The sequence below is a fragment of the Stenotrophomonas sp. YJH_SMC_135 genome (assembly GCF_059372355.1).
In genome coordinates this window covers 425,421-450,701 of the sequence record NZ_JCAFVN010000003.1, presented here as the reverse complement: position 1 = coordinate 450,701, position 25,281 = coordinate 425,421, and the positions used below count along the sequence as shown (strand labels likewise).

Genomic DNA, 25,281 nt, shown 5'->3' with positions numbered 1-25,281 from the left:
CGATGAAGCAACAAGGGGAGGGAGCGCGTGCGACGGTGCGCGCCCTGGGGCTGGCCATTGTGTTGGCATTGCCCGGGCTGACGCTGGCGGCGGTGCCGCAGGTCGCATCGCCAGTGGTGGACATCGCCAGCGCGCCAGGCATGAGCATGGTCACCTTCAACCTCCATCATGACCGCGAAGACTGGCCAAGCCGCCGCCGTACCATCCTGGCCGAACTCAAGCGCCTGCAGCCCGATGCCATCGCGCTGCAGGAGGTGATCCAGCGCCGCAACGTGCGCAACCAGGCGCAGTGGCTGGCCAGCCAGCTCGGCTACAAGTACGTATTCGTGTCCACCGATCCGGTGGGCGCGCCGAAGCGTTACGGCAATGCGTTGCTGACCCGGCGGCCGATCCTCGCCCAGGGGGACCATCTGCTGCTGCCATTGGACGACTACCGCACGGTGGCCCACCTGCGCATCGACGTCGACGGCACGCCGGTGAACGTCTACGCCACGCATCTCAACGAGCGCAACGACGAGAGTGGTCAGCGCATCCGCCGTACCCAGGTCGAGGACCTGCTGCACTTCATCACCGCTACCTCGGCCGGCGCGCCGGTGGTGATCGCGGGCGACTTCAATGCGCTGGTGGACGCAGGTGACCTGAGCGAGCTGCGCAGCCATTACGGCGACAGCTATGGCAGCGTGCACGTCAACACCGACCTGGCCGGGGTCAGCACCTTGAACCGGCACTATTACCAGGCACCTTCGCGTATCGACCACATCTTCTTCCAGCAGGACCGGATGGTCGCGCGCGAAGCGAAGCTCCTGTTCGACCAGCCCGATGACAACGGTCGCTGGGCCTCGGACCACTACGGCGTGTGGACCCGGTTGCAGTTCGCGCCGACGCGCTGATGTCCTGGTAGGTGCCAACCTTGGTTGGCACGGACGTGTCCGCGTTCGCTCGAACAACGTCGCCAACCAAGGTTGGCCTCTACCAGAGCGCTGCACGCGCCCGGCGCACAAACAGAAACGGCGGGGATCATCGATCCCCGCCGTTCTTTTTCACGCGACCAGATCGCGATCAGTTCGCCGGCGGCGTGCGCTTGGCGGCGTCTTCGTCTTCTTCGTCGGCCTTGGCTTCGGCCGCCTGGGCGGCGGCATCAGCGTGACCATCGGCGACCGGATCGATCGACGGCGTCACCACCGCATCGGCGACCGGGGCCGCAGCTTCCACCGGTGCGGCTTCAACCGCCACCGGAGCGACTGGCTGTTCGGCGACCGGTGCGGTCTCGACCACCGGCTTGGCTTCAACCGCGGGAACGGCCTCCACCACCGGGGCAGCCTCAACGGCTAGCGGCTTGGCTTCGACCACCGGGGCCGCTGCAACAACCTCCGGCTTCGATTCCACGACCGGAGCAGCCTCGACCACGACCGGCTTCACTTCGACCACCGGAGTGGCTTCAACGGCCGGGGCAGCCTCAACCACGACCGGCTTGGCTTCGACCGCCGGTGCTGCAGCCACCAGCGGCTGGGCCGGGGTCGCCGCGTCGATGGCATCGAGCATGCTGGTCTGCACCGGCGAAGATGCCGGTTCGGCCTTGGCCACGGTATTGATCGGGGCCTGTACCTCGGCCACCACCGGTGCAGCGGCATCGACCACGGTGCTGCTCACCACCGCGACCGGCGCGGCGACAACAGCGGCGGCGGCACGGACCGGCTTTCCGGATTCGGCAGCGGTCGGTTCGACTTCGTCATCGAAATCGAATTCCGGTTGCGAACGGGCCGGCTGCGCAGCGGCGACCGGAGTGGTCCCGGCGACGCTGTCGTTGCTCTGCTCGGCGACATCAGCGGCATCGGTGTCATCACTGTCGTCCGCGTCGTCCTGATCATCGCCCAGGCCATCGCTGCCGGCTGCGTTCTCGGCGCCACCACGACGGCGGCGACGGCCACCACGACGGCCACGGCGGCGGCGGGTCGCGCCTTCACCGGCCTGCTCGCCGTTGGCGTCGACAGCAGCCTCTTCACCGGTCACGGCAATCGCCTCGGCCTCGTTGCCGGCGTTGGCAGTGGTGTCGGCCGGTGCAGTGGCTTCCGCCGGAGCGGAGGCGGCCGGCGCAACCGGCGCCACCGGCGCAGTGGCTTCCTGAGCGGTCACCCCATTGGCGGCGACCGCCGTGGCGGCCACGGCGGCAGCCGCGGTCACGGCCTCGGCCGGTGCCTCGGCGGTGCTGCGCTGCGGCTTCTCGGCCGGCTTGTCACCGTCCTGCGGCTGGCGCGGCTGCTTGGGCTGCTTCAGCTTCGGCTGCTGCTGGTTCTGGTTCTGGCCCTGCTGCTCGTTGCGCGGCTTGTTCTGCTGCTGCGGCTGCTGGCCGTCCTTCTGCTGAGGCTCCTTCTGCCTGCCCTGCTGCGGCTGCTGCTGGGCATTGCCGTTGTTGCCGTTGCGGCCGTCCTTGCGCTGCTCACCGCGCTCCTTGCGGTTGCCGCCATCCTTCTGCTGCTGAGCGTTGCCGTTGCCACGGTTGTCGTCGCGGCGATCCTTGCGGTCCTTGTTGCGATCCTTGTTGCGGTCCTTGCGGCCGCCGTCCTGCTGCTGGCGGGCAACAGGAGCCGCCGGTGCCGGCGCCGGCGCCGGTTCGCCACCGAACACGCGCTTGAGCCAACCGATCACGCCGCCGCTCGGGGCCGCTGCAACCGGCGCTGCCACGACCGGGGCCGGTGTCGCTGCGGCCGGCTCCACTTCCTCGCGCACCGGGGCGGGGGAGGTGTGCTTGACCTGGGTCACCGCCGGCGGCGGGATGTTCAGCTGGCCCTTGGTCAGGGCATGCACCGGCAGCTTGCGCGGGGTGCCGCGCTGGTAACTGGGCTTGTTGCTCTCTTCACCCAGCTCGTTCTCGCGCAGGCGGGTGACGGTGTAGTGCGGGGTGTGCAGCTGCTCGTCGGCGACGATCACGATCGGCGCCTCGTGGCGCTGCTCGATCTCGCGCAGGGCACTGCGCTTTTCGTTCAGCAGGTAATTGGCGATCTCCACCGGCGCCTGGACCAGCACCTGCCCGGTGTTTTCCTTCATCGCATGCTCTTCGGCAACGCGGATGATCGACAGCGACAGCGACTCGACGCTGCGCATGCGGCCGTGGCCGTCGCAACGCGGGCAGACGATCTGGCTGGATTCACCCAGGCTCGGGCGCAGGCGCTGGCGGCTCATTTCCAGCAGGCCGAAGCGCGAGATGCGGCCAACCTGGACGCGCGCACGGTCGTACTTCAGCGCGTTGGCCAGGCGGTTCTCGACCTCGCGCTGGTGCTTGTTGGAGGCCATGTCGATGAAGTCGATCACCACCAGGCCGCCCAGGTCGCGCAGGCGCAGCTGGCGGGCCACTTCCTCGGCCGCTTCCAGGTTGGTCTGGAACGCGGTGTCCTCGATGTCGCTGCCCTTGGTGGCGCGCGAGGAATTGACGTCGACCGCGGTCAGCGCTTCGGTCTGGTCGACCACGATCGAGCCGCCCGACGGCAGGCGCACGTTGCGCTCGTAGGCACCCTCGATCTGCGACTCGATCTGGAAGCGGTTGAACAGCGGGATGTCGTCCTTGTAATGCTTGAGCTTGCGCAGGGTCTGCGGCATCACCTGCTGCATGAACTCGCGGGCGTGCTCGTACATCTCCTCGGTGTCCACCAGGATCTCGCCGATGTCGGCGCGCAGGTAGTCACGCAGGGCGCGCACGATCAGGCGCGATTCCTGGTAGATCAGGAACGGAGCCGGCTTGCTCAGTGCGGCTTCGGCGATGGCGCGCCAGACATTGAGCAGGTAGTCCAGGTCCCACTGCAGCTCTTCCGCATCGCGGCCGACGCCGGCGGTACGGATGATCACGCCCATGTCGTCGGGAATGTTCAGCTTGTCCAGGGCGTCCTTCAGCGCGGCCCGGTCTTCGCCCTCGATGCGACGGGAAACGCCGCCTGCGCTGGGCGAGTTCGGCATCAGCACCATGTAGCGGCCGGCCAGCGAGATGAACGTGGTCAGGGCGGCGCCCTTGTTGCCACGCTCTTCCTTGTCGACCTGGACGACGATCTCCTGGCCTTCCTTCAGCAGCTCGCGGATGCCGGCCTTGTTGTGGTCGACACCGGCCTGGAAGTAGTCGCGGGAGATTTCCTTCAGCGGCAGGAAGCCATGGCGGCCACCGCCGTACTCGACGAAGGCGGCTTCCAGCGAGGGCTCGATGCGGAAGATCCGGCCCTTGTAGATGTTGGACTTCTTCTGTTCCTTCGACGGCTGTTCGATGTCGATGTCATACAACGACTGGCCATCCACGATGGCAACACGCAGCTCTTCAGCCTGCGTGGCGTTGATCAGCATTCGCTTCATTGTTGCGTTCCTCGCAAGCGGCTACCGCGCGGAACGCCATGGGGTTTCGCCTCTGGACACGGTTCGCCGCCCATTCGCGCAAGCGCGGGGAGGGCGGCTTGGGTTTCCAGCGCTACGACACCACGGCAGGCCGCGGGAGCGCTTCACTCTTATGGGTTTTGGGGTGTTACAGGCCGCAGGCAGCTGTCAGCCAGGCTGGAGCGCCACGCGGGACATGTTCAGCACGGTTGCGTGTCAGGCATCCGGCGATGGCCGGGAAGGCCGGTGAGCCGCTAACATGGCCGCCCCGCGGGCGGTGGTCGCGCACTGTGCCGGATTCGTCGGAAGCTGGGCTTCTGGCCCTGAGTAACTTCCAACGAAATCAATCCCTTATCTCGCCCCCCGAGTGTAACAGAATAAACAGCCTGATGACCGCCCAAGACCCCACCAAACCCGCTGGCGACAAGCCTTCCGTGCGCATGATCACCGTTCCCGCCGACCGCGCCGGCCAGCGCCTGGACAACTTCCTGCTCGGCCAGCTGAAGGGCGCCCCGCGCAGCCTGGTCTACAAGCTGGTGCGCAGTGGCCAGGTTCGGGTGAACGGTGGCCGCGCCAAGGCCGAGCGCAAGCTCGAGGCCGGTGACGAGGTGCGCGTGCCACCGGTCCGTCTCACTGAGGAGGGAGACAAGGCCGGTCCGCCGGAGGCGTTCATGCGCCGCCTGGAGCAGGCCATCGTCTTCGAGGACGCCCGCCTGCTGGCCCTGAACAAGCCGACCGGCGTGGCCAGCCACGGCGGCAGCGGCATCAGCTTCGGCGCCATCGAGACCCTGCGCGCGCTGCGCCCGGGGCAGACCCTGGAGCTGGTCCACCGGTTGGATCGCGACACCTCGGGCCTGCTGATCGTGGCCAAGAAGCGCTCGGCGCTGAGCGAACTGCAGGCCTTGCTGCGTGAAGACCACGGCGCCGGCATCCGCAAGCGCTACCTGACGCTGCTGGCCGGGCGCATGCCCGACGGCGTGATGACGGTCGACGCACCGCTGCACGTGGGCCTGCGCCAGGGCGGCGAGCGCCATGTGCAGGTCAATGCGATCGGCAAGGAATCGATCAGCCACTTCCGGGTGCTGGAACGCCGCGGTGGCCATTCGTACTGCGAAGTCCGCATCGAGACCGGCCGTACCCACCAGATCCGCGTGCACGCCCAGCATCTGGGGCATCCAGTGGCCGGTGACGACAAATACGGCGATCCAGCGGTCAACAAGCGGCTTCGTGAGCAGATCGGGCTGAAGCGCCTGTTCCTGCATGCGGCCTCGCTGGAGTTCGCGCTGGATGACGGCAAGAGCCCATACGTATTGAACGCGCCGCTGGCGGATGAGCTGGTCGAGGCGCTGGACCGGCTGAAGTAGGGATCTCCTGTAGCGTCGAGCCACGCTCGACTGCGCCTCGGTCGGGCCACGCGGAAAGCCAGTCGAGCATGGCTGGACTCTACAGGGCGAGCCGGGAACCCCTCACCACTTGAACAGCACCAGGCTGATCGCCAGCGTGCCCATGCCGGCCACCAGTCCATAAACCGTCTCGTGGCCCTTGGCATAGCGCTTGGCCGCCGGCAGCAGCTCATCCAGCGCCAGGAACACCATCACGCCGGCGATCAGGCCGAACACCCAGCCGAACGTGGCGTGCGACAGCGATCCTGACAGAAGCCAGTAGCCAAGCGCCGCGCCCACGGGCTCGGCCAGGCCGGACAGCAGGCTGGCACTGAACGCGTAGAACTTGTTCTGGGTGGCGAAGTACACCGGCACCGCGATCGCGATGCCCTCGGGAATGTTGTGGATGGCGATGGCGAAGGCCAGTGGCATGCCCACCGATGGGCTTTCCAGCGTGGCAAAGAAGGTCGCCAGCCCTTCCGGGAAATTGTGTGCGGTGATCGCAACCGAGGTCAGCAGCGCGACCCGCTTCAGGTACTCGCGGCTGTTCTCGCGGAACGCAGGGTCCTGTTTGTCCAGGCTGTCATGCGGATTGGGAATGAAGTGGTCGATCAGTACGATCACGATCACGCCCAGCAGGAAGGCCAAGGTGCCGTAGGTGAAGCCGGTGCGCTCGCCATACGCCAGTGCAAACGACGCAATGGACTTGTTGAGGATCTCCGACAGCGACACATAGACCATCGCGCCACCGGCAAAGGCCAGGCCGAACGCCAGCAGGCGCGGGCTGGGGCGGCGCGAGAACAGCACCAGCAGGCTGCCGATCGCGGTGGCCAGGCCTGCGGCAAGCGTGACCGCCAGTGCGATCCAGATGTTTTCAGGGGGAATCTGCAGCATCAACCCACGCGATCCTGGTCAACAGACAGCCGCCCCGGGCAGGGCCGGGGCGGCGAGGGCGAGGCGGGCGTCGGCAGGCCCCGTCGGGGTGCGCGCGATCAGCCGCCGCGGCGCAGGCGTTCTTCGATGGCGAAGCACTGGTCCGGCTTCGGCTGTGGCGGGTTGAAGCTGACAGGAACCTGGATGGTGGCCGGCACCGGTTGGCCGTTACGGGTGGCGGCCTTGAACTGCCAGCCCTGCACGGCGGTCTTGGCCAGTTCGTCCAGCTGCGGGTTGCCGGCCCCGGTCAACAGCGCAACCTCGCTCGGCTTGCCGTCGGTGCCGATGGTCACCTTGAAGGTGCTGGTGCCGCCCACGCCCATGCAGGCCAGTTCCAGCGGGTACTGCGGCGGCGGCGTCTTCACCGCGGCCACTTCGGTCGGCGGCGGCGGTGGCGGTGACGGCGGTTCGGACGCGCCACAGCCGGCCAGGCCGGTCGCAGCGATCAGGGACAGGCTCAGCAAACGTACGTTCATGGCAGTTGCTCCGTCAGGGCCGAAGTCTTGGCCGCGCAGATGAAGTCGTTCTCGCTCAGCCCGCCCACATCGTGGGTGGAGAAGCGCACGACCGCGCGGTCGTAGTGCACGCCCAGGTCCGGGTGGTGGTCCTCGCGGTGGGCGATCCAGGCCAGCGCGTTCACGAAGGCCATGGTGGCGTAGTAATCCTTGAAGCGGAAGGTACGCGACAGGGCCTGGTCACCCTCGCTCAGCTCCCAGCCGGGAACCTGCGGCAGCAGTTCGGCCAGGCGTGCCTCGCCGAGCTTGTGGTCGCTGCCTTTGCGCGGCACGCAACGGGCCTGGGCCAGTGGAATCAGGTCGGCCATGGGAATCTCCACCTCGTGTTGACTGAACAATGCGCCGGACGGTGTATAAACCGAATGAGCGGCTGACGCTTACTTGGCTAGAATAGCCTGATGATCCAGATCTCCGACACTGCCCAGACCCATTTCCGCAAGTTGATCGAACGCGAGGGCGTGCCCGGCATGGGCGTGCGCCTGAGCGCGGTCGACCCCGGTACGCCGCGCGCCGACGCCCGGCTGGAATTCGCCGAACCGACCGACCTGCTCGGTGACGAGTGGGCGGTGGACTGCGATGGTTTCACCCTCTATGTCGACGCCGGCAGCGTTGGCTGGCTCGATGGCGCCGAGATCGACATCGTCGCCGGCACCGCCGGTGCCCAGCAGCTGACCATCAAGGCGCCGCGCATCAAGGGCGAAGCGCCGGGTGATGCGGCCTCGCTGGTCGAACGCGTGCACTGGGTGGTGGAGAACGAAGTCAATCCGCAGCTGGCCTCGCATGGCGGCAAGGTGGCCGTGCAGGAAGTCTCGTCCGACGGCGTGGTGCTGCTGCGCTTCGGTGGTGGCTGCCAGGGCTGCGGCATGGCCGATGTGACGCTCAAGCAGGGCATCGAAAAGACCCTGATGGGCCGCGTGCCGGGCGTGACCGCCGTGCGTGACGCGACCGATCATGACAGCGGCCACGCGCCTTACATTCCGCGCGGCAACGTCGCCTGATCGCTGACGCGTGCCTCTGACCCGGGCCGAGCAACTCATTGATCTGCTGCTGGCGCGCCAGCAGCCCCGCGCCGTCCTCGAGAAGTCCACGCGCCTGCCCTATGGCTGGGCGCTGTGGCTGCGCTCGCTGGGGCCACTGCCGCGGCCGTTCCATGCCCGCGAGGTGATCGCAGTTTTCCTGCCGCGCCCGCTGCCGGGCCCGCCAGGCCAGTCGCCGCGGCTGTCGCCGTGGCAGGCGCTGCGCCGATTGTTCTGGCAGGACTGGGACGCCGCGCCGCGCGACCAGCGCTGGATGCGCTGGACCTCGGCACTGGTCAGTGCACTGCTGCATCTGCTGTTCTTCGTGCTGTTGCTGTGGGTGGCGGTGATCCGTACCAGCGCGCCGGACGAAGAGGGCACCGAGGGCGAGCGCGTGCAGGTGGAGTTCGTCGGCCGCGCGTCGCAGGAAGGCGGTGGCGATCAGCCGGGCGCCGAAGCGGCTGCGGCTGCGGCGGCAGGTCGGGTTGCGCCGGGCCAGGAGACGGGCGCTGCCTCGGCCCCTGCGCCACGTCCGGTGGCTGCCGAAACCACCGCCTCATCCCCGGCATCCGCGCCGACCGCCAGCGTTCCACCACCGCCGGCCGACGCCGAGCCGGCGCCGGTGGCCGCGCCGCCGCCTTCGCCCGTCCAGGCCACCGAAGTGGCGCAGGCCAGCACGGATTTCGTGGTGCCGCCGGTCAGTGTGCCGCGCACCGAAGTCAGCGTCGTGCCGCGTGACAGCACACCCGCCGTGCGCGAGCGCAGCGTGCAGCCGGTGCAGGCGCCGCCGGCACCAAGCCCGGTGCGTACCCCGGAACTGGCCGTGCGCACGCCGCAGGTGCGTGACATCCAGGTGCGCGAACGCGAAGTCAGTACGGTCGACGCGCCGGTCGCTCCCCAACCGCTGCGCAGCGCGGAAGTGCAGGTGCGCGTGCCGCAGCAGGACGTGCAGGTGCGCGAACGTGAAGTGCAGGCCGTGGCCGATCCGCAGGTGCGGATGGCGGCGGTGGCCGGGCGTGAGCCCGCCGTACGCGCGCCCACTGGCCGCGACGTGCAGGTGCGGGAACGTGAAGTGGCCTCGGCACCGGTGGCAGCGCCGGCATCCTCCAGTGGCAGTGCCACGGCGACGCCCGCGACTGCGGCCCAGGGCAGCGCGACGCAGGCGAGCAGCAGCGCGCGTCCGTCAGCATCCAGCAGCACACCCGCAAACGCGGGAGCGCGCCCGGCGCCTGATCCAGGCAACTGGGCGACGCCTGCCAAGGGCGATGACTGGGGGTCTTCCAGCCGCAACCGCGACGGCAGCAGCAACGGTACCCGCCAGGCCAGTACCGCCGGCAAGGGCAGCGGCCTGTTCAATGCCGATGGCAGCGTGCGCGTGCCTGGCCAGGAGGGCGATGGCCATGCCGCGCGCGGTGCGCCCGGCGGTGCCAACGACGGCTGGAGCAAGGAGCGCATTGCGCAGTCCGGCACCTGGCTGAAGCGCCCGCCGTACGACTACACGCCGACCTCGTTCGACAAATACTGGGTGCCGCAGGAATCGCTGCTGGCCGAATGGGTGCGCAAGGGCGTCAAGGCGATGGAGATTCCATTGCCGGGCACCAACACAAGGATCTCCTGCGTCATTTCGATCCTGCAGGCCGGTGGCGGCTGTGGCCTGACCAACCCCAACATGCAGGACCAGCCGGCCGTGGCACGACCGCCGCCGGACATCCCGTTCAAGAAGGAACTGCAGGAAGACAACGGGAGCCGCTAGACAGGGGCCGTGCCCACGTGCTGGCCGGCCCGCGCTTTGGTAGATGCCAACCTTGGTTGGCACAGAAGCGCCGACCAAGGTCGGCCTCTGCCAAGGCGTCAGTGCATGCCGGCCAAGGCAGTGACCTTACGCGCTCTGCGACAGGAACACCCAGAACGGTACGTCGCGGCCGACCCAGTCACGGCTGGTCTCGTCCATTACGTCCAGCAGGGTGTCGAAGTCCTTCTGCGGACCGGCGCGCAGCGCGTCCACGTCGGCCAGGAACAGCGCGTAGCCATTGGCCGGCAGCCATTGCAGGTCGCGCAGGTTGTCCGACAGCGCATCCCAGTTGCCGCCGAAACCGGCCGGGAAATCCAGCTGTGCGGCCAAACGGGCGAGCAGGGTGCGCTTGTCCGCGACGCCCTCCAGATCGATGCGGATCACTTTCAGGCCGGCATCGCGCATCGCCGCGGCCAGTGCGCCGATGTCGTCGCTGTCGATGGCGTAGACGCCGGCGTTGTTGATGTCATGCAGGCCAAGGCCGAAATCATCGTGGCTCATCACTGCGCTCCCTGGGCCGGTACGGTGAAGCTGCGGAATGACGCGTAATGGTCGTCGGTGTAGTACCACGCTTCCGGCGGATCGCCGCCGGTGACGATGCGACGCGTGCCACGCGTAGGCGCGCCAGGGGTGTCGACGGTGTATTCGCGGTAGTAGCCGCGCGCGCGCTGCGGCAGCTGCTGCTCGCGGTTGCCGAAGGTACTGCCGTCCTGGCGGTGCGGGAATGGACCGCCACGCTGGATCAGGGCGATGGTCGCGCGCGCTTCGGCGGGCAGGAACGCGGGAAGTCCGCTGTCCTTGCCGGGCGAGGCGGTGGCCGGCGCGCGCGCGACCGGCGTGCCCTGCAGGTCGGGCGCGAACTGCGGCGCTGGCGGCCTTTGCAGGAAATGGTTGGCGACCAGGCCGAGCAGCAGCAGGGCGATGGCGGTGATCAGCAGCCGGGGGTTGCGCATGGGCAGGGGCGGGCGAGGGTAGTACACGCACTGTAGCGCCTGTGCGCTGCACGGTGCATGAGGAGCGCGCTGCGTCACTGCTGCGTAACAATTGCCGTCGTGCTCACTGGCAGGACGCAATTTCCTTTACATCCCCCTTGGTAATCTGGCGGTCTGTCCCCATCATTCACCGCGCACCGCCCGACATCGTCGGGTGCCCTCGCAATCAGGAGATGCATCATGGCCTACACCCTGCCCAAGCTGTCCTACGCCTACGACGCGCTGGAACCGCATATCGATGCGGCGACGATGGAAATCCATCACACCAAGCATCACCAGACCTACATCAACAACGTCAACGCGGCGCTGGAAGGCACCGAGTACGCTGACCTGCCGGTCGAAGAGCTGGTGAAGAAGCTCAAGTCGCTGCCGGAGAACCTGCAGGGCCCGGTGCGCAACAACGGTGGTGGCCATGCCAACCACTCGCTGTTCTGGACCGTGATGGCCCCCAATGCCGGCGGCAACCCGGTGGGCGACGTGGCCAAGGCCATCGACAAGGACCTGGGCGGTTTCGACAAGTTCAAGGATGCCTTCACCAAGGCCGCGCTGACCCGTTTCGGCAGTGGCTGGGCGTGGCTGAGCGTGACCCCGGACAAGAAGGTCGTGGTCGAGAGCACCGGCAACCAGGACAGCCCGCTGATGGAAGGCAACACCCCCATCCTCGGCCTGGACGTGTGGGAACACGCGTACTACCTGAAGTACCAGAACCGCCGCCCGGAATACATCGGCGCGTTCTTCAACGTCATCGACTGGAACGAAGTCGAGCGCCGTTACCAGGAAGCGATCGCCTGATCGCGTGACAGGATGACATGAGAAGGCCGGGGGAGACCCCGGCCTTTTCTGTTGCAGCAGTCGTTCGATAGTGCCGGCCGCTGGCCGGCAACCGTGCAGTACCGGGGGAGCCGGCCAGCGGCCCGCACTACTTATTCCGCGGTGGCCGTATCGCCCTGCAGGCGCAGGGTCGCCATCACACCCAGACGCAGGCCGGGCAGGTCGCCGTCGGCCGGCAGCAGGATCGGCTGCTGGCGGATGCCGCCAAAGTGCTTGACCTGGAACAGCACATCCAGGCCGTGGCCGCTGCTGCCGCCCCCACTGGCCGCCGGCGCCTCGGCACGGCCGCCGGGATTGCGCCGGGCCGGCTGGAACCCCGGCGTGCTGCGCACCAGTTCCACCGTGCTGGCCGAGAAATCGCCGGCAATCAGGCTCGGCATGCCTTCGGCGGTGGCGCCGATCCAGGTCATCAGGTCGCTGGTCTGGTGCTGGCGGGCGCTGGCCTCGTCCGGGTCCGGGCGCAGCCGCGCCACATAGATGTTGACCAGCGCCTCGCCCAGCCTCAGCCGCATCATGCCGGCCGCGCTGAAGGTGCCGGGAGGATGCAGCAGGGTCACGCCGTCCTCGCTGACCGGCAGCCGGGTCAGCATGGCGTTGCCATGCCGCAGCGGCTGGCTGGGCGGATCGGCGGTAACGAAGTCGCAGCTGTAGCGCAGCCGGCTGGCCAGCCAGCAGGCCGGGTTGCGGCCCTGCTGCTGCAGCACCTGCTGCACCGAGATCACGTCCGGCTGCAGCTCGGTCAGCAGCTGTGCGACCTGCTCGCGGCGCTGCTTCCATTGCGCGTCATCGCGGCTGGGCAGCTCCAGCGCGGCGACCGTCAGCTGCCTGGGGTCGCTCTCGCTGGCAACGGCGGCCGGCGCCTGTGGTCGTGCCTGCGCCTGCAACGCCAGCAACAGCGCAAGGCAGCTGAGCAGGAGGCGGGCGTGGGCGAGAGGGCGCATAACGATAAGTTTACGCTTTTGTCGTGCAGGTGCCGTGACTTCCGGCAGGGCCTGCACTGCCTGCCATGGATTGGCACCGTTGTCATGCAGCCCTGCAGCGTGCTTCGCAAGCCCCGGTTCCGGTAACCTTGCGCCTTTCGCTTTGCAGGAATGCCTTACAGGATGAGCCACGACGCAGTCGCCCCCATCGCCGGCCAGGGAAAGATGCCGCGCCAGATTCCGTACATCATCGGCAATGAGGCCTGCGAGCGGTTCAGTTTCTACGGGATGCGCAACATCCTGGTGCAGTTCCTGATCACCTCGCTGCTGCTGCAGGAAATCACTGCCGAAGGCCGTGCCGGTGAAGCCAAGGACATCATGCACAGCTTCATGATCGGCGTGTATTTCTTCCCGCTGCTCGGTGGCTGGCTGGCCGACAGGTTCTTCGGCAAGTACCACACCATCCTCTGGTTCAGCCTGGTCTACTGCGCCGGCCACCTGTGCCTGGCGCTGTTCGAGAACAGCCGCGAGGGCTTCTTCCTCGGCCTGGGCCTGATCGCGCTCGGTGCCGGCGGCATCAAGCCGCTGGTGGCCTCGTTCATGGGCGACCAGTTCGACCAGAGCAACAAGCACCTGGCCAAGATCGTCTTCGACGCCTTCTACTGGATCATCAACTTCGGCTCGCTGTTCGCCTCGCTGCTGATCCCGCTGGTGCTGAAGAACTGGGGCCCGCAGTGGGCGTTCGGCATCCCGGGCATCCTGATGTTCATCGCTACCTTCGTGTTCTGGCTGGGCCGCAGGCGCTACGTGCTGGTGCCGCTGCCGCCGAAGGACCCGCATTCGTTCGCCAACGTGGTGCGTACCGCGCTGACCACGCGCGTGGCTGGCCAGGGCCGTCCGGGCCTGGTGATCGCCGTGCTTGGCCTGGCGCTGGCGGTGGCCGCGTTCGGCCTGGTCGGTTCGCTGGGTATCGTGATCTGCCTGTGCCTGGCGCTGGTGGCCATCCTTGCCGGCATCGGTGGCGGCACCTGGCTGCAGCTGGACCGCGCCCGTGGCCAGCATCCGGCCGAAGCCGTGGAAGGCGTGCGCTCGGTACTGCGCGTGCTGGTGATCTTCGCGCTGACCACGCCGTTCTTCTCGCTGTTCGACCAGAAGGCCTCGACCTGGGTCCTGCAGGGCCAGCAGATGCAGATGCCAAGCTGGTTCACCGCCTCGCAGATGCAGGCGCTGAACCCGCTGCTGGTGATGATCCTGATTCCGTTCAACAACCTGGTGCTGTACCCGGCCCTGCGCCGCTTCGGCTTCGAACCGACCGCGCTGCGCCGCATGACCGCCGGCATCGCCTTCAGTGGCCTGGCCTGGATCGTGGTGGGTGGCATCCAGGTGGTGATGGACGGCGGCAACGCCATGTCGATCTTCTGGCAGATGCTGCCGTACGCGCTGCTGACCTTCGGTGAGGTGCTGGTCTCGGCCACCGGCCTGGAGTTCGCCTACAGCCAGGCACCGCAGGCGATGAAGGGCGTGGTGATGAGCTTCTGGAACCTGACCACCACCATCGGCAACCTGTGGGTGCTGCTGTCCAACGCGGCGGTGCGCAACGACACGGTCACCCACCAGATCGCGGGCACGGGCCTGAGCGAGGCGGCGTTCCTGATGTTCTTCTTCGCCGGCTTCGCCTTCGTCGCGGCGTTGGCCTTCGGTTGGTACGCGAAACGCTATCGTATGGTTGACAACTACCGTAGCGCCTGAGCCTGACATGACCCCCGTCAATCTGCTGTTGATCGCCATCACCGCCATCCTGTCGTGGATGGCGTTCAACAACCGCAAGCTGGCCGACCGCCTGATCCTGTGGCCGCCGGCCATCGACCGTCACCGCCAGTACGACCGGCTGGTGACCTATGGCTTCATCCACGCCGACTGGTCGCACCTGATCTTCAACATGATCACCCTGTTCTTCTTCGGGGGATTCATCGAGAGCGTGATGGTGCAGTTGACCGGCAGCTACCTGACCTACCCGGCGTTCTACATCGGCGCGCTGCTGGTCTCGATCCTGCCCAGCTACCTGAAGAACCAGAAGAACCCGAACTACCTCAGCCTCGGGGCGTCCGGGGCGGTATCGGCGGTGCTGTTCGCCTTCATCCTGATCAAGCCGTGGTCGATCATCCTGGTGTTCTTCATCCCGGCACCGGCGATCATCTATGCCGCGTTCTACGTCGGCTACAGCATCTGGATGGACAGGCGCGGTGGCGACCGCATCAACCACAGCGCGCACCTGGCAGGTGCGGCGTTTGGCGTGATCTTCATGCTGGCCATGCAGCCGAGCATCTTCACCCACTTCCTGCGCGAACTCTCCAACCCGACCTTCCGCCTCGGCGGCGGTTGATGCGGGTAGCGGGGCGGATCGGGTCCGATCCGCCCCGGCCGGGTCAGGCTGCGGTCTGCTGACCGTAGGTATCCAGCAGGCGGGCGAACACTTCCTCGCCGATGCGCTGGAAATCCTGATCCTCGGTCTGCCCTTCCACCGCCAGTTGCAGCAGGCCCTCCAGCAGGGCGCGGTCGGTATCGGAATGGGAATTGCTGGCGTGCATGGGAGCCTCCACGGTGGTGCGCATGGTCAACGGTCGCAAGGGTCGTGCCAGCCTGGCCGTACCCATCCATAGGCGATAGCGGCCGGCCCGCCTCCAGCTTGAGGGCGAAAACTGACGTGAATGGACTGGACTTGCCCCTGTTCAGGCTTCACGCGATCATGGCGCCCGGCTGCGCACCATCCACGCAGTCGCCGCAGGAGACAGTTCCATGGCTTCGGTCACGCCCCCCGGTCTGGCCTATGAGGTCGAGCACGACCTGGCCAACCACCGCTTCACCGCACGTGTGCGCGGACAGCTGGCGGTGCTCGATTACCAGATCAAGCGCAGGCGCATGGTCATCACCCATACCGAGGTGCCCGAGCCGATCGCCGGCCGTGGCATCGCCGGTGAGCTGACCCGCGTGGCACTGCGTTTCGCGCGCGAGCAGAAATACAAGGTGGTGCCGGCATGTTCCTACGCCGAAGCCTTCCTGCAGCGCCACGAGGAGTACCACGACCTGCTCGTTGGCTGAACGCCAGCGGGTCACGCTTCAGCCATGGCAGGCGATGATGTACAAACATGAACAGGGGATCCCGATGAAGATTGGAAACAACCGGCCATTGCACGGCAGCGTGTTGGCCGGCGTGGTGGGCGTGCTGTTGCTGGCCGGTTGCCAGCGTGAAAGCGAGCCGGCACCGGCGACCGACGCGGCGCCCGCCGCCGAAGCCACCGCCGCAGGCGAAACGCCGGCCACGGAAGCGCCGCTGGACCTGCGCGACGTGATCGAGAACAACGAGCGCGAAGTGGTAGGCATCAGCTACCCGGCCGGTATCGACCGTTATCCGGGCCTGGCCCGCGCGCTGCAGAGCTATGCGACGAGTGCGCGCAGCGACCTGCAGCAGGCGCTGGACGGGCTGGGCAACGACAAGCCGACCATGCCCTACGAGCTGTCGCTGAGCTTCGAGAAGCTGCTTGAAACCCCGCAGCTGGTGGTGGTCAGTGCCGACGGCAGCCGCTACACGGGTGGCGCCCACGGCGAGCCGCTGGTGGCGCGCTTCGTGTGGCTGCCGCAGCAGCAGCAGATGCTCAGTGCCGACAAGCTGGTGGCCGATGCCAAGGGCTGGAAGGCGATCAGTGATTTCGTCGCCGACCAGCTGCGCGAACGCGTGGCCACCCGCCTCAGTGGCGAGGACATGGACCCGGCCCAGCTGCAGGAATCGCTGCGCAACGCATCGCGCATGATCGCCGACGGAACCGGCCCGCAGGCCGACAATTTCAGCCAGTTCCAGCCACTGACCGACGACAAGGGGCAGATCACCGCGCTGCGCTTTGTTTTCCCGCCGTACCAGGTGGGTCCATACTCGGACGGCACCCAGACCGCCGATGTACCGGCGGCGGTGCTGTTGCCTCACGTGGCCAAGGACTACGTGGAGCTGTTCGCACGCGGTTGACCGCAGTCGAGGAGGTGGCGTGGATACAGGGTTGCAGGAGCGGGTCGCCGGCCTGCTCCACGAAGCCGGGGTCCGCATCGGCGGCACCCAGCCACAGGACATCCAGGTGCATGACCCGCGTTTTTTCGCGCGGGTCATGGGCCACGGCTCGCTCGGCCTGGGCGAGAGCTACATGGAGGGGTGGTGGGATGCCAATGTCCTGGATGAATTCCTCGTCCACCTGATGCAGGCGCACCTGGATGAACGGGTGCACGGCTGGCGCGAAGTGGCAGACGCGCTGAAGGCGCGCCTGTTCAACCTGCAGGCGGGGCAGGGCAGTTACGAAGTCGGTCGCCGCCATTACGACCTCGGCAATGATCTCTACCAGGCCATGCTCGGCCAGCGCCTGGTCTACAGCTGTGGCTATTGGCGCAACGCCGACGACCTCGACGCCGCACAGGAGGCCAAGCTCGACCTGGTCTGCCGCAAGCTGGGCCTGCGCCCGGGCCAGCGCGTGCTGGACATTGGCTGCGGATGGGGCGAAGCCCTGAAGTTCGCCGCCGAGCGCTACGGTGTCAGCGGCGTCGGCGTGACTATATCGCAGGAGCAGGCCGAGTTCGCGCGGCAGTTGTGCGCTGGCCTGCCGATCGAGATCCGCCTGCAGGATTACCGTGAACTGGACGAACCGTTCGATGCGATCTTCTCGATCGGCATGTTCGAGCACGTCGGTGACAAGAACTACGCCAGTTTCTTCGAAGTGGCCAAGCGCTGCCTGTCGCCACGTGGCCTGCTGCTGTTGCATACCATCGGCACCAACGTCTCACGGCATCGCACCGATCCATGGATTGCACGCTACATCTTCCCCAACTCGATGCTGCCGTCGGCGGTGCAGATCACCAAGGCGTTCGAAGGTCGTTTCGTGCTGGAGGACTGGCACAACTTCGGCACCGACTACGACCTGACCCTGCAGGCATGGCGGCGCAACGTGGAAGCAGCGTGGCCGCGGCTGGATGCGCACTACGACGAGCACTTCCGGCGCATGTGGCGCTTCTACCTGGCCGGGTCGATGGCCACCTTCCGCTGCCGGCACGCGCAGCTGTGGCAGCTGGTGCTGTCGCCGGAAGGCGTGCCGGGTGGGTACGTGGCGCCGCGATGATGGCGTGGCTGGGGTCGGAGCCCTTTCCGTCGGAAAGGGATCCGACCCCGGGGTCAGATCCCTTTTCGCAGAAGAGGGCTCTGACCCCGACCACAACAAAAAACCGCCCGGTCTCCCGGGCGGTTTTCGTTTCAGGCGACTGCGCTGGCGATCAGTTGCCGGCGCCGGTCAGGCCACGCTTTTCCAGCAGCGGTTCGATCTGCGGCTCGTGGCCGGCGAAATCGCGGAACAGCTGCATCGCGTCGACGCTGCCGCCCTTGGACAGCAGGGTGGCGCGGAAGTGGTCGCCGTTCTTGCGGCTCAGGCCGCCGTTGTCCTTGAACCACTTCTGGGTGTTGGCGTCGAGCACTTCCGACCAGATGTAGGCGTAGTAGCCGGCCGAGTAGCCGCCCATGATGTGGCTGAAGTACGGGGTCTTGTAGCGCGGCGGAACCGGCGCGTAGTAGATGCCGTCCTTCTCCAGCGCGGCGCGCTCGAAGGCCATCACGTCCTTGGCCGCCGGCACCTGGTCCGGGCCGATCTGGTGCCAGTTCTGGTCCAGCATCGCCGCCCCCAGGTATTCGGTGGTGGCAAAGCCCTGGTTGAACTTCGATGCGGCAATCACCTTGTCCAGCAGGGCCTGCGGCATCGCCGAACCATTCTGGTAGTGCTTGGCGTAGTTCTTCAGGATGACCGGGTTGTCGGCCCACATCTCGTTGACCTGCGAGGGGAACTCGACGAAGTCGCGCGGCACCGAGGTGCCCGAGAAGTAGGGGTACTTCACGTTGGAGAACATGCCGTGCAGGGCGTGGCCGAACTCGTGGAAGGTGGTGTTCACCTCATCCCAGGTCAGCAGGGTCGGCTGGCCGGCCGGCGGCTTCGGGATGTTCAGGTGGTTGGCAACCACCGGCTTGAAGCCGGTCAGCTTGGACTGCGAGACGTAGGAGTTCATCCACGCACCGCCACGCTTGGAGGCGCGTGCATACGGATCGAAGATGAAGATCGCCAGCTGGCTGCCATCGGCGTCGAACACGTCGTAGACGGTGACGTCATCGTGGTAGACCGGCAGGTCGGTGCGCTGCTTGAAGGTCAGGCCGAATTCCTGGCCGGCGGCGTAGAAGACGCCGTTCTCCAGCACGTTCTTCAGTTCGAAGTATGGCTTCAGCTGCGACTCGTCGAAGTTGTACTTGGCCTGGCGCACCTTCTCGCTGTAGAAGGCCCAGTCCCACGGTTCCAGCTGGAAGGTCGGCTTGCGCGCGGCCTTCTGCTCCTTGTCGATCATCGCCTGCAGGTCGGCGGCTTCGCGCTTGGCATTGGCCACCGCGGCCGGAGCCAGCTTGCCCAGCATCGCGTTGACCGCTTCGGGGGTCTTGGCGGTCTGGTTGGTCAGGTTGTAGGCGGCGAAGTTCGGGAAGCCCATCAGCTTGGCCTTGTCGGCACGCAGCTGCATGATGCGCGAGACCAGCGCGGTGTTGTCGAATTCACCGCCGCGGCTGCCGCGGGTGGTCGAGGCTTCGTAGATCTTCTGGCGCAGGGCGCGGTTGGCCAGGTTGGTCAGCGGCGGCTGGCCGGTGGTGTTGAGCAGGGTGATCACGTACTTGCCTTCCAGGCCACGGGCCTTGGCGGCTTCGGCGGCGGCGGCGATCTGCTCCTTGGACAGGCCGGCCAGCTCCTTGACGTCGTCGACAGTGATTGCCGAAGCGTTCACTTCCGACTGCACGTTCTGGCTGAACTTGGTGCCCAGATTGGCCAGTTCGGCATTCATGTCCTTCAGCGTGGCCTTGTCGGCCTCGGACAGCTTGGCGCCGGCGCGCACGTAGTTGTCGTAGTACTTCTCGACCAGGCGCACGCCTTCGGCGTCCAGGCCCAGCTGGCTGCGGGTGTCGTACAGCGCCTGGATGCGGGCGAACAGCTTGCCGTTCAGCGCGATCGCATCGCTGTGCGCGGCGAACTTCGCCGAGTAGTCGGCCTGCAGCTTCTTGCGGGTGTCGTTGGTATCGGCGCCGACCAGGCTGAAGAACACGGTGGTCGCACGGTCGAGGATGTCACCGCTCTTTTCCAGGGCGATGATGGTGTTGTCGAAGGTCGGCTTGGCCTTGTTGTTGGCGATCGCCTCCACTTCCTTCAGCTGCTGCGCCATGCCGGCGTCGAAGGCCGGGGCGAAGTCGCTGTCCTTGATCTTGTCGAACTGCGGGAAGTGCAGCGGCAGCGGGCTTTCGGCGAAGAACGGGTTGGCCTGCTGGGCATTGGTGCTGGCAGCCGGGGTGGCGGCGCCGGCCGAGAAGGCGGGCAGGGCAAGGCCGAGGGACATGGCCACGGCAAGGGCAAGTCGAGTGGTCAAGGTAGAAGCTCCGGTAAGGCAAACAAGGGCCCGAGGGTAACCCGGCCGGCGGCGACTGCACTTGTGTCAAAAGGCATGTTGCCGGGGCCGGGCGCGGGTACCATGCATTCACCGCCCACGGCCCGCTGCCATGACGACCGCCTACGATTTCAGCTTCCGCGACCTCGATGGCCAGCTGCAGGCGCTGGCCCGGTACCAGGGCCATCCGTTGCTGCTGGTGAACGTCGCCAGCCGTTGTGGCTTCACGCCTCAGTACACCGGGCTGGAGCAGCTGTGGCAGGCGTACCGCGAACGCGGCCTGGTGGTGATCGGCTTCCCGTGCAACCAGTTTGGCGCGCAGGAGCCCGGTGATGCCGCACAGATCCGCCAGTTCTGTTCGCTGGACTATCCGGTCAGCTTCCCGCTGTCGGAAAAGATCGAGGTCAACGGCGAGGGGGCCGACCCGCTCTGGAGGTGGCTCGCGCGCGAGAAGCGCGGCGTGCTCGGCAGTGCCCGCATCAAGTGGAATTTCAGCAAGTTCCTGGTCGATCGCCAGGGGCGGGTGGTGTCGCGGCATGCGCCCACCACCCGGCCGGAGCAGCTGAGCGGCGAGATTGAAGCGCTGTTATGAGGTCGTGCCGGCCGCTGGCCGGCAACCCGGCGGGCCAGGAAGAGCCGGCCAGCGGCCGGCACTACCGTTGCAGCATCATTTCTCGACGAACGCGCGCTCGAACACGTAGTGGCCCGGCTGGCCGATGCGCGGCGAAACCTGGAAACCGCGGGCATCGAGCACAGCACGCAGGTCGGCCAGCATCTGCGGGCTGCCGCAGATCATCGCGCGGTCGTTTTCCGGGCTCAGCTCCGGCAGGCCGAGGGTGCGCTGCATCTGGCCGCTTTCCATCAGCGAGGTCAGGCGGCCCTGGTTGGCGAACGGCTCGCGGGTGACGGCCGGGTAGTACAGCAGCTTGTCGCCGATCATCTCGCCCAGGAACTCGTGCTCACGCAGCTCCCTCTCGAAGTAATCGCGGTAGGCCAGATCCTTTTCGTAGCGCACGCCGTGGCAGAGGATCACCTTCTCGAAGCGCTCGTAGGTCTCCGGGTCCTTGATGACCGACAGCCACGGAGCCATGCCGGTACCCGTGCCCAGCAGGTACAGGTTCTTGCCCGGGTGCAGGTCGCTGATCAGCAGGGTGCCGGTGGGCTTCTTGCCGACCAGCACCTTGTCGCCCGGCTTGATGTGCTGCAGGCGCGAGGTCAGCGGGCCGTCCTGCACCTTGATGCTGAAGAACTCCAGATGCTCTTCCCAGTTGGCGCTGGCGATGGAGTACGCACGCAGCAGCGGCCGTGCCTCGGTTTCCAGGCCGATCATCACGAACTGGCCGTTCTCGAAGCGGAAGCCGCTGTCGCGGGTGGTGGTGAAACTGAAGTAGGCGTCGGTCCAGTGACGGACCTCAAGCACCGTTTCGGCGCCAAAAGCGGAGGACATGGGCGTATCTGTCAAAAGTCGTCGGGGGAATTCTATCTCAAATGAGACGGGTTCTCATTGGGCGGAACGAGAGGCGTTCTCAGCGGTAACCCGCCGCCTGCAGCTCGAACAGCTCGGCATAGCGGCCGCCCTGTGCCATCAGCTGGGCGTGGGTGCCACTGGCCTCGATCCGGCCATCGGCCAGCACCAGGATGCGATCGGCCATGCGGACCGAGGAAAAACGGTGGGAAATCAATACGGCGGTGCGATTATCCGCCAGTTCCCTGAACCGCTGGAACACCTCGAATTCACTGCGCGCATCCAGTGCTGCCGTTGGCTCATCCAGGATCATCACCTGCGCATTGCGCATCCACGCGCGGGCAATGGCGATCTTCTGCCACTGGCCACCGGACAGGTCCACGCCCTGCTTGAAACGGCGGCCGATCAGCTGGTCGTAGCCACCGGGCAGCTCCTCGATCACTTCCTCGGCCATGCCGCGGCGCGCGGCGTCGGCGATGCGCGCCCGGTCGTCCATGGCCTCGACCTGGCCGACGCCGATGTTCTCGCCGGCGCTGAGGTTGTAGCGCACGAAGTCCTGGAAGATCACCCCGAGGTTGGCGCGCAGGTCGTCCAGGTCGTAGTCGCGCAGGTCGCGGCCATCGAGCAGGATGCGACCCTCGTCCGGTTCGTACAGGCGTGCCAGCAGCTTCACCAGGGTGGTCTTGCCGGCGCCGTTCTCGCCGACCAGGGCCAGCACTTCGCCGGCCTGCAGCTGGAAATCGAGGTGGCGCACCGCCCACTGTTCGGCATCGGGATAGCGGAAGCCGACGTTCTCGAACACGAAGCCCTGGCGGATCGGCTGCGGCACGCGTATGGCGCCTTCGCGCGAGTGGATTTCCGGCTCGATCTGGAAGAACGAGAACAGGTCGTCCAGGTACAGCGCCTGGCTGGCCACCTGCGAGAAGCCGATCAGCAGGCCTTCCAGCAGCTGGCGCAGGCGCAGGAAGCTGCCGGCAAGGAAGGTCAGGTCGCCGATCGAGAAATCGCCGCGCACCGTGCGCCAGGCGATGTAGGCGTAGGCGGTGTAGTAGCCCAGCGTACCCAGCGCAGCCAGCAGCGTGCCCCAGAACGCCCGGCGCCGTGCCAGGGCACGGTTGGCCTGGAACAGCGCCACCGACAGGCGCCGATAGCGCTCGACCAGGAAGCGGTGCAGGTTGTAGATCTTCACTTCCTTGGCCGTTTCCACGCTGGCACCGAGCTGGCGCAGGTAGTCGAGCTGGCGGCGCTCGGGCGTCCATTGGAAGTTGAGGCTGTAACCGGCCGCGTTGAAGTGCGATTCGCCGATGAAGGCCGGCACCAGTGCCAGCGCAAGCAGCAGGATCAGCCACGGCGCGTAGACCAGCAGGCCGACGGCGAGGCTGGCCACGGTGATCGCGTCCTGCACCTGGCCGAACAGCTGGCTCATCAGGTTCATCCGGCCCATGGTCTGGCGCCGCGCACGGTCGAGCTTGTCCTGCAGGTCCGGGTCCTCGAAGTCCTCCAGATCCAGCGTCGCCGCGTGTTCCATCAGCCGGATGCTGGTGACGTTGGCGAACAGCTCGGAGAGCAGGGCATCGGCGTAGCTGACCAGGCGGCCGAGCAGGTCCGAGGCGATGGCCAGGCCGAATTCCAGCGCCAACAGGCCCAGCAGCGGATTGAGCATGCCGCTGGACAGCGCCTCGCCCAGCGGCGGGAAACCGGCGTCGTGCTGGCTCAGGTGCAGGGCGCTGTCGATGATCAGCTTGCCGACGTACAGCATCGCCACCGGCAGCAGCGCACGGATCAGGCGCAGCCCCAGGCTGGCCAGGGTGAGCGCGGGGCTGGTCTGCCAGACCATGCGCAGGAACGGCGGCAGGTTGCGCATCGCCTTGAAGCGCTGGCGCAGGCTGGGTTTCTTCGCGGCGGCAGCGCCAGCGGGGGGGATGGCAGGCATGCGCGTATTGTGCGCGCGTGATACGTGCAGGGGGAGTCAGTGCAGCCGTGTTGCCGGCACCGGGGTCAGATCCCTTTGCGCGGCAAAGGGCTCTGACCCCAGCGACCCACAGCGGGTCAGAGCCCTTCGCGAAGCGAAGGGATCCGACCCTCCCGTATCCATGCGTAGCGTGGATCTACCGTGTCGACCAAGGTCGACACCTACCGGCATCACCGGTGAACTGTCAAAGGCGGGGTGGGTCAGGCCGGCAGCGGCGGCAGCAACCCCGCACCGAGGCGGTTCCAGGCATTGATCACCGCGATGCCCATGCTCAGGTCACTGATGCCCTTCTCATCGAAGTGCGGTGCCAGGGCATCGAACGCGGCCTGCGACGGCGCGCCGTCGGTCAGCCGGGTCAGCGCCTCGGCCCAGCCCAGTGCCGCGCGCTCGCGGGCATCGAAGAAGCGGCTTTCGTGCCAGGCGGGCAGGGTGTCCAGCTTGCGCGGCTCGATGCCGCCCTTGCGCAGCGCGGTGCCGTGCATGTCCATGCAGTAGCCGCAGCCGTTGAGCTGCGACACGCGCAGGAACACCAGTTCCATCAGGGTCGGATCGATCGAGCTGTCATGCACGGCCTGGCTGGTGGCCAGCAGGCCCTTGAAGGCCTCGGCGGCCAGGCGGGTGTAGGGGACGCGGGGAGAGGCGTGGTCGGACATTTTCGGCTCCACGGCGGCCACGGTGGCCGCCTTTCACTACCAGGACGCCGTACCGTCATCGCGCGTGACAACACCCGGCAGCTTTTCCGGATTCAACACGCTGTACACGTTGGCGATGCGGCCATCGACCACTTCGATGGTGGTGACCGAATGCAGGCGCTCACCCTGGAAGCGCAGGATCGCCGGCTCGCCGTTGACGTAGCCCAGCTGGGCGGGATGCACCGCGCCGCGGCGGGCGATGGCCCAGAACAGGCGGCCGATGCGTTCGGCGCCCAGCAGCGGCCGCACCGCCGCAGTGACCACGCCACCGCCGTCGGAAACCAGCACCGCGTTGGCGTGCAGCAGGGCCTGGATCGCGTCGCTGTCGCCGCGCTGCGAGGCCTCCATGAAGCGCGCCAGCAGCTGCCGGTGCTGGCTGGCATCGGCATTGAAGCGCGGTCGTCCGGCCTGCAGGCGTTGCCGGGCACGGTGCACCAGCTGCCGGCAGTTGGCCTCGCTGTGGCCGATCAGCTCGGCGATCTCACGGTAGTCGTGGTCGAACGCCTCCTTCAGCAGGAAGGCGGCGCGTTCCTCCGGGCCGAGCTGTTCGAGCAGGGTCAGGAAAGCGACCGAGACGTCGTCGGCCAGCGCATGCAGCTGGGCCGGACCGGGCGCCGGGTCCGGCTCCAGGGTGACCGCCAGCGGTTCGGCCAGCCATGGGCCGACGTAGTGGACGCGCTCGCGCTTGGCCGCACGCAGCCGGTCCAGGCCGAGCCGGGTGGTGGTGGTGACCAGCCAGGCCTCGGCATCGCGGACGGCCGCAGGATCGGCGCCGGACCAGCGCAGCCAGGCGTCCTGGACCACGTCTTCGGCGTCGGTGCGGCTGCCGAGCAGGCGGTAGGCCAGCGCCATCAGGCGCGGGCGGTGGGTCTGGAAAGCGGTTTCGGCGTTCATGTGGGCAAGGACGCCGCAGTGGCGCGTGGCGTGACA

General features: G+C 67.1%; 24 protein-coding genes. 11 read left to right on the top strand and 13 right to left on the bottom strand.

Annotated features, from left to right (window positions below; genetic code table 11):
- Positions 1–2: 2 nt before the first annotated feature.
- Positions 3–890, top strand: coding sequence for an endonuclease/exonuclease/phosphatase family protein (locus AC5P98_RS13085; protein WP_049406018.1), 888 nt, complete (start codon positions 3–5; stop codon positions 888–890).
- 169 nt (positions 891–1,059) lie between these two features.
- Here the strand turns inward: AC5P98_RS13085 and rne are convergent, their stop codons facing one another.
- Positions 1,060–4,332 carry a ribonuclease E gene (rne, locus tag AC5P98_RS13080; protein WP_049419503.1) on the bottom strand — a complete coding sequence of 1,091 codons (3,273 nt, stop codon included), beginning with the start codon at positions 4,330–4,332 and terminating at the stop codon, positions 1,060–1,062.
- A gap of 407 nt (positions 4,333–4,739) precedes the next feature.
- Here rne and AC5P98_RS13075 point away from each other — a divergent pair, with 407 nt between their 5' ends.
- The gene (locus AC5P98_RS13075) at positions 4,740–5,714 is read left to right on the top strand and encodes an RluA family pseudouridine synthase (RefSeq protein WP_049403782.1); all 975 of its coding nucleotides are present in this window, start codon (positions 4,740–4,742) and stop codon (positions 5,712–5,714) included.
- Positions 5,715–5,816: 102 nt separating this feature from the next.
- Here the strand turns inward: AC5P98_RS13075 and zupT are convergent, their stop codons facing one another.
- The 3 genes from zupT to AC5P98_RS13060 form a co-directional block, all read right to left on the bottom strand.
- Positions 5,817–6,626: a zinc transporter ZupT gene (gene zupT, locus AC5P98_RS13070; RefSeq protein WP_014647743.1), complete on the bottom strand. Its 810-nt coding sequence runs from the start codon at positions 6,624–6,626 to the stop codon at positions 5,817–5,819.
- Positions 6,627–6,724: 98 nt separating this feature from the next.
- A complete protein-coding gene (locus tag AC5P98_RS13065; RefSeq protein WP_014647742.1) occupies positions 6,725–7,141 on the bottom strand; it encodes an energy transducer TonB in 417 nt (138 codons plus the stop codon).
- Positions 7,138–7,488 (bottom strand): 4a-hydroxytetrahydrobiopterin dehydratase, encoded by a 351-nt coding sequence (locus tag AC5P98_RS13060; RefSeq protein ID WP_014647741.1) that lies wholly within the window; start codon positions 7,486–7,488, stop codon positions 7,138–7,140. Before AC5P98_RS13060 ends, AC5P98_RS13065 begins: the two co-directional genes overlap by 4 nt.
- A gap of 90 nt (positions 7,489–7,578) precedes the next feature.
- Between AC5P98_RS13060 and AC5P98_RS13055 the strand changes: the two genes are divergently transcribed.
- Both AC5P98_RS13055 and AC5P98_RS13050 read left to right on the top strand, forming a co-directional pair.
- Positions 7,579–8,178 carry an NfuA family Fe-S biogenesis protein gene (locus AC5P98_RS13055; RefSeq protein ID WP_014037813.1) on the top strand — a complete coding sequence of 200 codons (600 nt, stop codon included), beginning with the start codon at positions 7,579–7,581 and terminating at the stop codon, positions 8,176–8,178.
- 10 nt (positions 8,179–8,188) lie between these two features.
- Entirely contained in the window at positions 8,189–9,949 is a 1,761-nt protein-coding gene (locus tag AC5P98_RS13050; protein WP_049403773.1) for a hypothetical protein, read from the top strand.
- Positions 9,950–10,075: 126 nt separating this feature from the next.
- Here AC5P98_RS13050 and AC5P98_RS13045 read toward each other — a convergent pair whose 3' ends face one another.
- Together AC5P98_RS13045 and AC5P98_RS13040 are read right to left on the bottom strand one after the other, a co-directional pair.
- Positions 10,076–10,489: a barstar family protein gene (locus AC5P98_RS13045; protein ID WP_014647739.1), complete on the bottom strand. Its 414-nt coding sequence runs from the start codon at positions 10,487–10,489 to the stop codon at positions 10,076–10,078.
- Positions 10,489–10,941, bottom strand: a complete 453-nt coding sequence (locus AC5P98_RS13040; protein WP_049405900.1) for a guanyl-specific ribonuclease — start codon at positions 10,939–10,941, stop codon at positions 10,489–10,491. Before AC5P98_RS13040 ends, AC5P98_RS13045 begins: the two co-directional genes overlap by 1 nt.
- Before the next feature lie 219 nt (positions 10,942–11,160).
- On the opposite strand from AC5P98_RS13040, the gene AC5P98_RS13035 reads away from it, so the two are divergent.
- On the top strand, positions 11,161–11,772 hold the full coding sequence (locus AC5P98_RS13035) for a superoxide dismutase (protein ID WP_005410310.1): 612 nt from the start codon (positions 11,161–11,163) through the stop codon (positions 11,770–11,772).
- Positions 11,773–11,903: 131 nt separating this feature from the next.
- Here the strand turns inward: AC5P98_RS13035 and AC5P98_RS13030 are convergent, their stop codons facing one another.
- Positions 11,904–12,752 carry an endonuclease/exonuclease/phosphatase family protein gene (locus AC5P98_RS13030; protein ID WP_049405898.1) on the bottom strand — a complete coding sequence of 283 codons (849 nt, stop codon included), beginning with the start codon at positions 12,750–12,752 and terminating at the stop codon, positions 11,904–11,906.
- Positions 12,753–12,914: 162 nt separating this feature from the next.
- Between AC5P98_RS13030 and AC5P98_RS13025 the strand changes: the two genes are divergently transcribed.
- Positions 12,915–14,480 (top strand): POT-type proton-dependent oligopeptide transporter, encoded by a 1,566-nt coding sequence (locus AC5P98_RS13025; protein WP_049405896.1) that lies wholly within the window; start codon positions 12,915–12,917, stop codon positions 14,478–14,480.
- A 7-nt stretch (positions 14,481–14,487) separates the two neighbouring features.
- Complete coding sequence (locus tag AC5P98_RS13020; protein ID WP_014647735.1) at positions 14,488–15,114, top strand: rhomboid family intramembrane serine protease; 627 nt, start codon at positions 14,488–14,490, stop codon at positions 15,112–15,114.
- Positions 15,115–15,157: 43 nt separating this feature from the next.
- Here the strand turns inward: AC5P98_RS13020 and AC5P98_RS13015 are convergent, their stop codons facing one another.
- Positions 15,158–15,319, bottom strand: a complete 162-nt coding sequence (locus AC5P98_RS13015) for a hypothetical protein (RefSeq protein WP_014037806.1) — start codon at positions 15,317–15,319, stop codon at positions 15,158–15,160.
- A gap of 208 nt (positions 15,320–15,527) precedes the next feature.
- Here AC5P98_RS13015 and AC5P98_RS13010 point away from each other — a divergent pair, with 208 nt between their 5' ends.
- Genes AC5P98_RS13010 through cfa form a run of 3 tightly spaced genes read left to right on the top strand, consistent with a single transcriptional unit; the run spans position 15,528 to position 17,884 of the window.
- Complete coding sequence (locus AC5P98_RS13010) at positions 15,528–15,830, top strand: GNAT family N-acetyltransferase (RefSeq protein ID WP_006455911.1); 303 nt, start codon at positions 15,528–15,530, stop codon at positions 15,828–15,830.
- 37 nt (positions 15,831–15,867) lie between these two features.
- Complete coding sequence (locus AC5P98_RS13005; protein ID WP_049405891.1) at positions 15,868–16,749, top strand: DUF3298 and DUF4163 domain-containing protein; 882 nt, start codon at positions 15,868–15,870, stop codon at positions 16,747–16,749.
- Positions 16,750–16,768: 19 nt separating this feature from the next.
- Complete coding sequence (gene cfa, locus AC5P98_RS13000) at positions 16,769–17,884, top strand: cyclopropane fatty acyl phospholipid synthase (RefSeq protein ID WP_049405890.1); 1,116 nt, start codon at positions 16,769–16,771, stop codon at positions 17,882–17,884.
- Positions 17,885–18,035: 151 nt separating this feature from the next.
- Here the strand turns inward: cfa and AC5P98_RS12995 are convergent, their stop codons facing one another.
- Positions 18,036–20,204, bottom strand: a complete 2,169-nt coding sequence (locus AC5P98_RS12995) for a M3 family metallopeptidase (RefSeq protein ID WP_014647732.1) — start codon at positions 20,202–20,204, stop codon at positions 18,036–18,038.
- A gap of 130 nt (positions 20,205–20,334) precedes the next feature.
- On the opposite strand from AC5P98_RS12995, the gene AC5P98_RS12990 reads away from it, so the two are divergent.
- On the top strand, positions 20,335–20,814 hold the full coding sequence (locus AC5P98_RS12990) for a glutathione peroxidase (RefSeq protein ID WP_049405888.1): 480 nt from the start codon (positions 20,335–20,337) through the stop codon (positions 20,812–20,814).
- A gap of 75 nt (positions 20,815–20,889) precedes the next feature.
- Here AC5P98_RS12990 and AC5P98_RS12985 read toward each other — a convergent pair whose 3' ends face one another.
- The 4 genes from AC5P98_RS12985 to AC5P98_RS12970 form a co-directional block, all read right to left on the bottom strand.
- Entirely contained in the window at positions 20,890–21,669 is a 780-nt protein-coding gene (locus AC5P98_RS12985; protein ID WP_014647730.1) for a ferredoxin--NADP reductase, read from the bottom strand.
- 79 nt (positions 21,670–21,748) lie between these two features.
- A complete protein-coding gene (locus tag AC5P98_RS12980) occupies positions 21,749–23,620 on the bottom strand; it encodes an ABC transporter ATP-binding protein (protein ID WP_049405887.1) in 1,872 nt (623 codons plus the stop codon).
- A 239-nt stretch (positions 23,621–23,859) separates the two neighbouring features.
- Positions 23,860–24,312: a carboxymuconolactone decarboxylase family protein gene (locus AC5P98_RS12975; protein WP_046431628.1), complete on the bottom strand. Its 453-nt coding sequence runs from the start codon at positions 24,310–24,312 to the stop codon at positions 23,860–23,862.
- A 36-nt stretch (positions 24,313–24,348) separates the two neighbouring features.
- Positions 24,349–25,245, bottom strand: coding sequence for an RNA polymerase sigma-70 factor (locus AC5P98_RS12970; RefSeq protein WP_014647727.1), 897 nt, complete (start codon positions 25,243–25,245; stop codon positions 24,349–24,351).
- Positions 25,246–25,281: the final 36 nt, after the last annotated feature.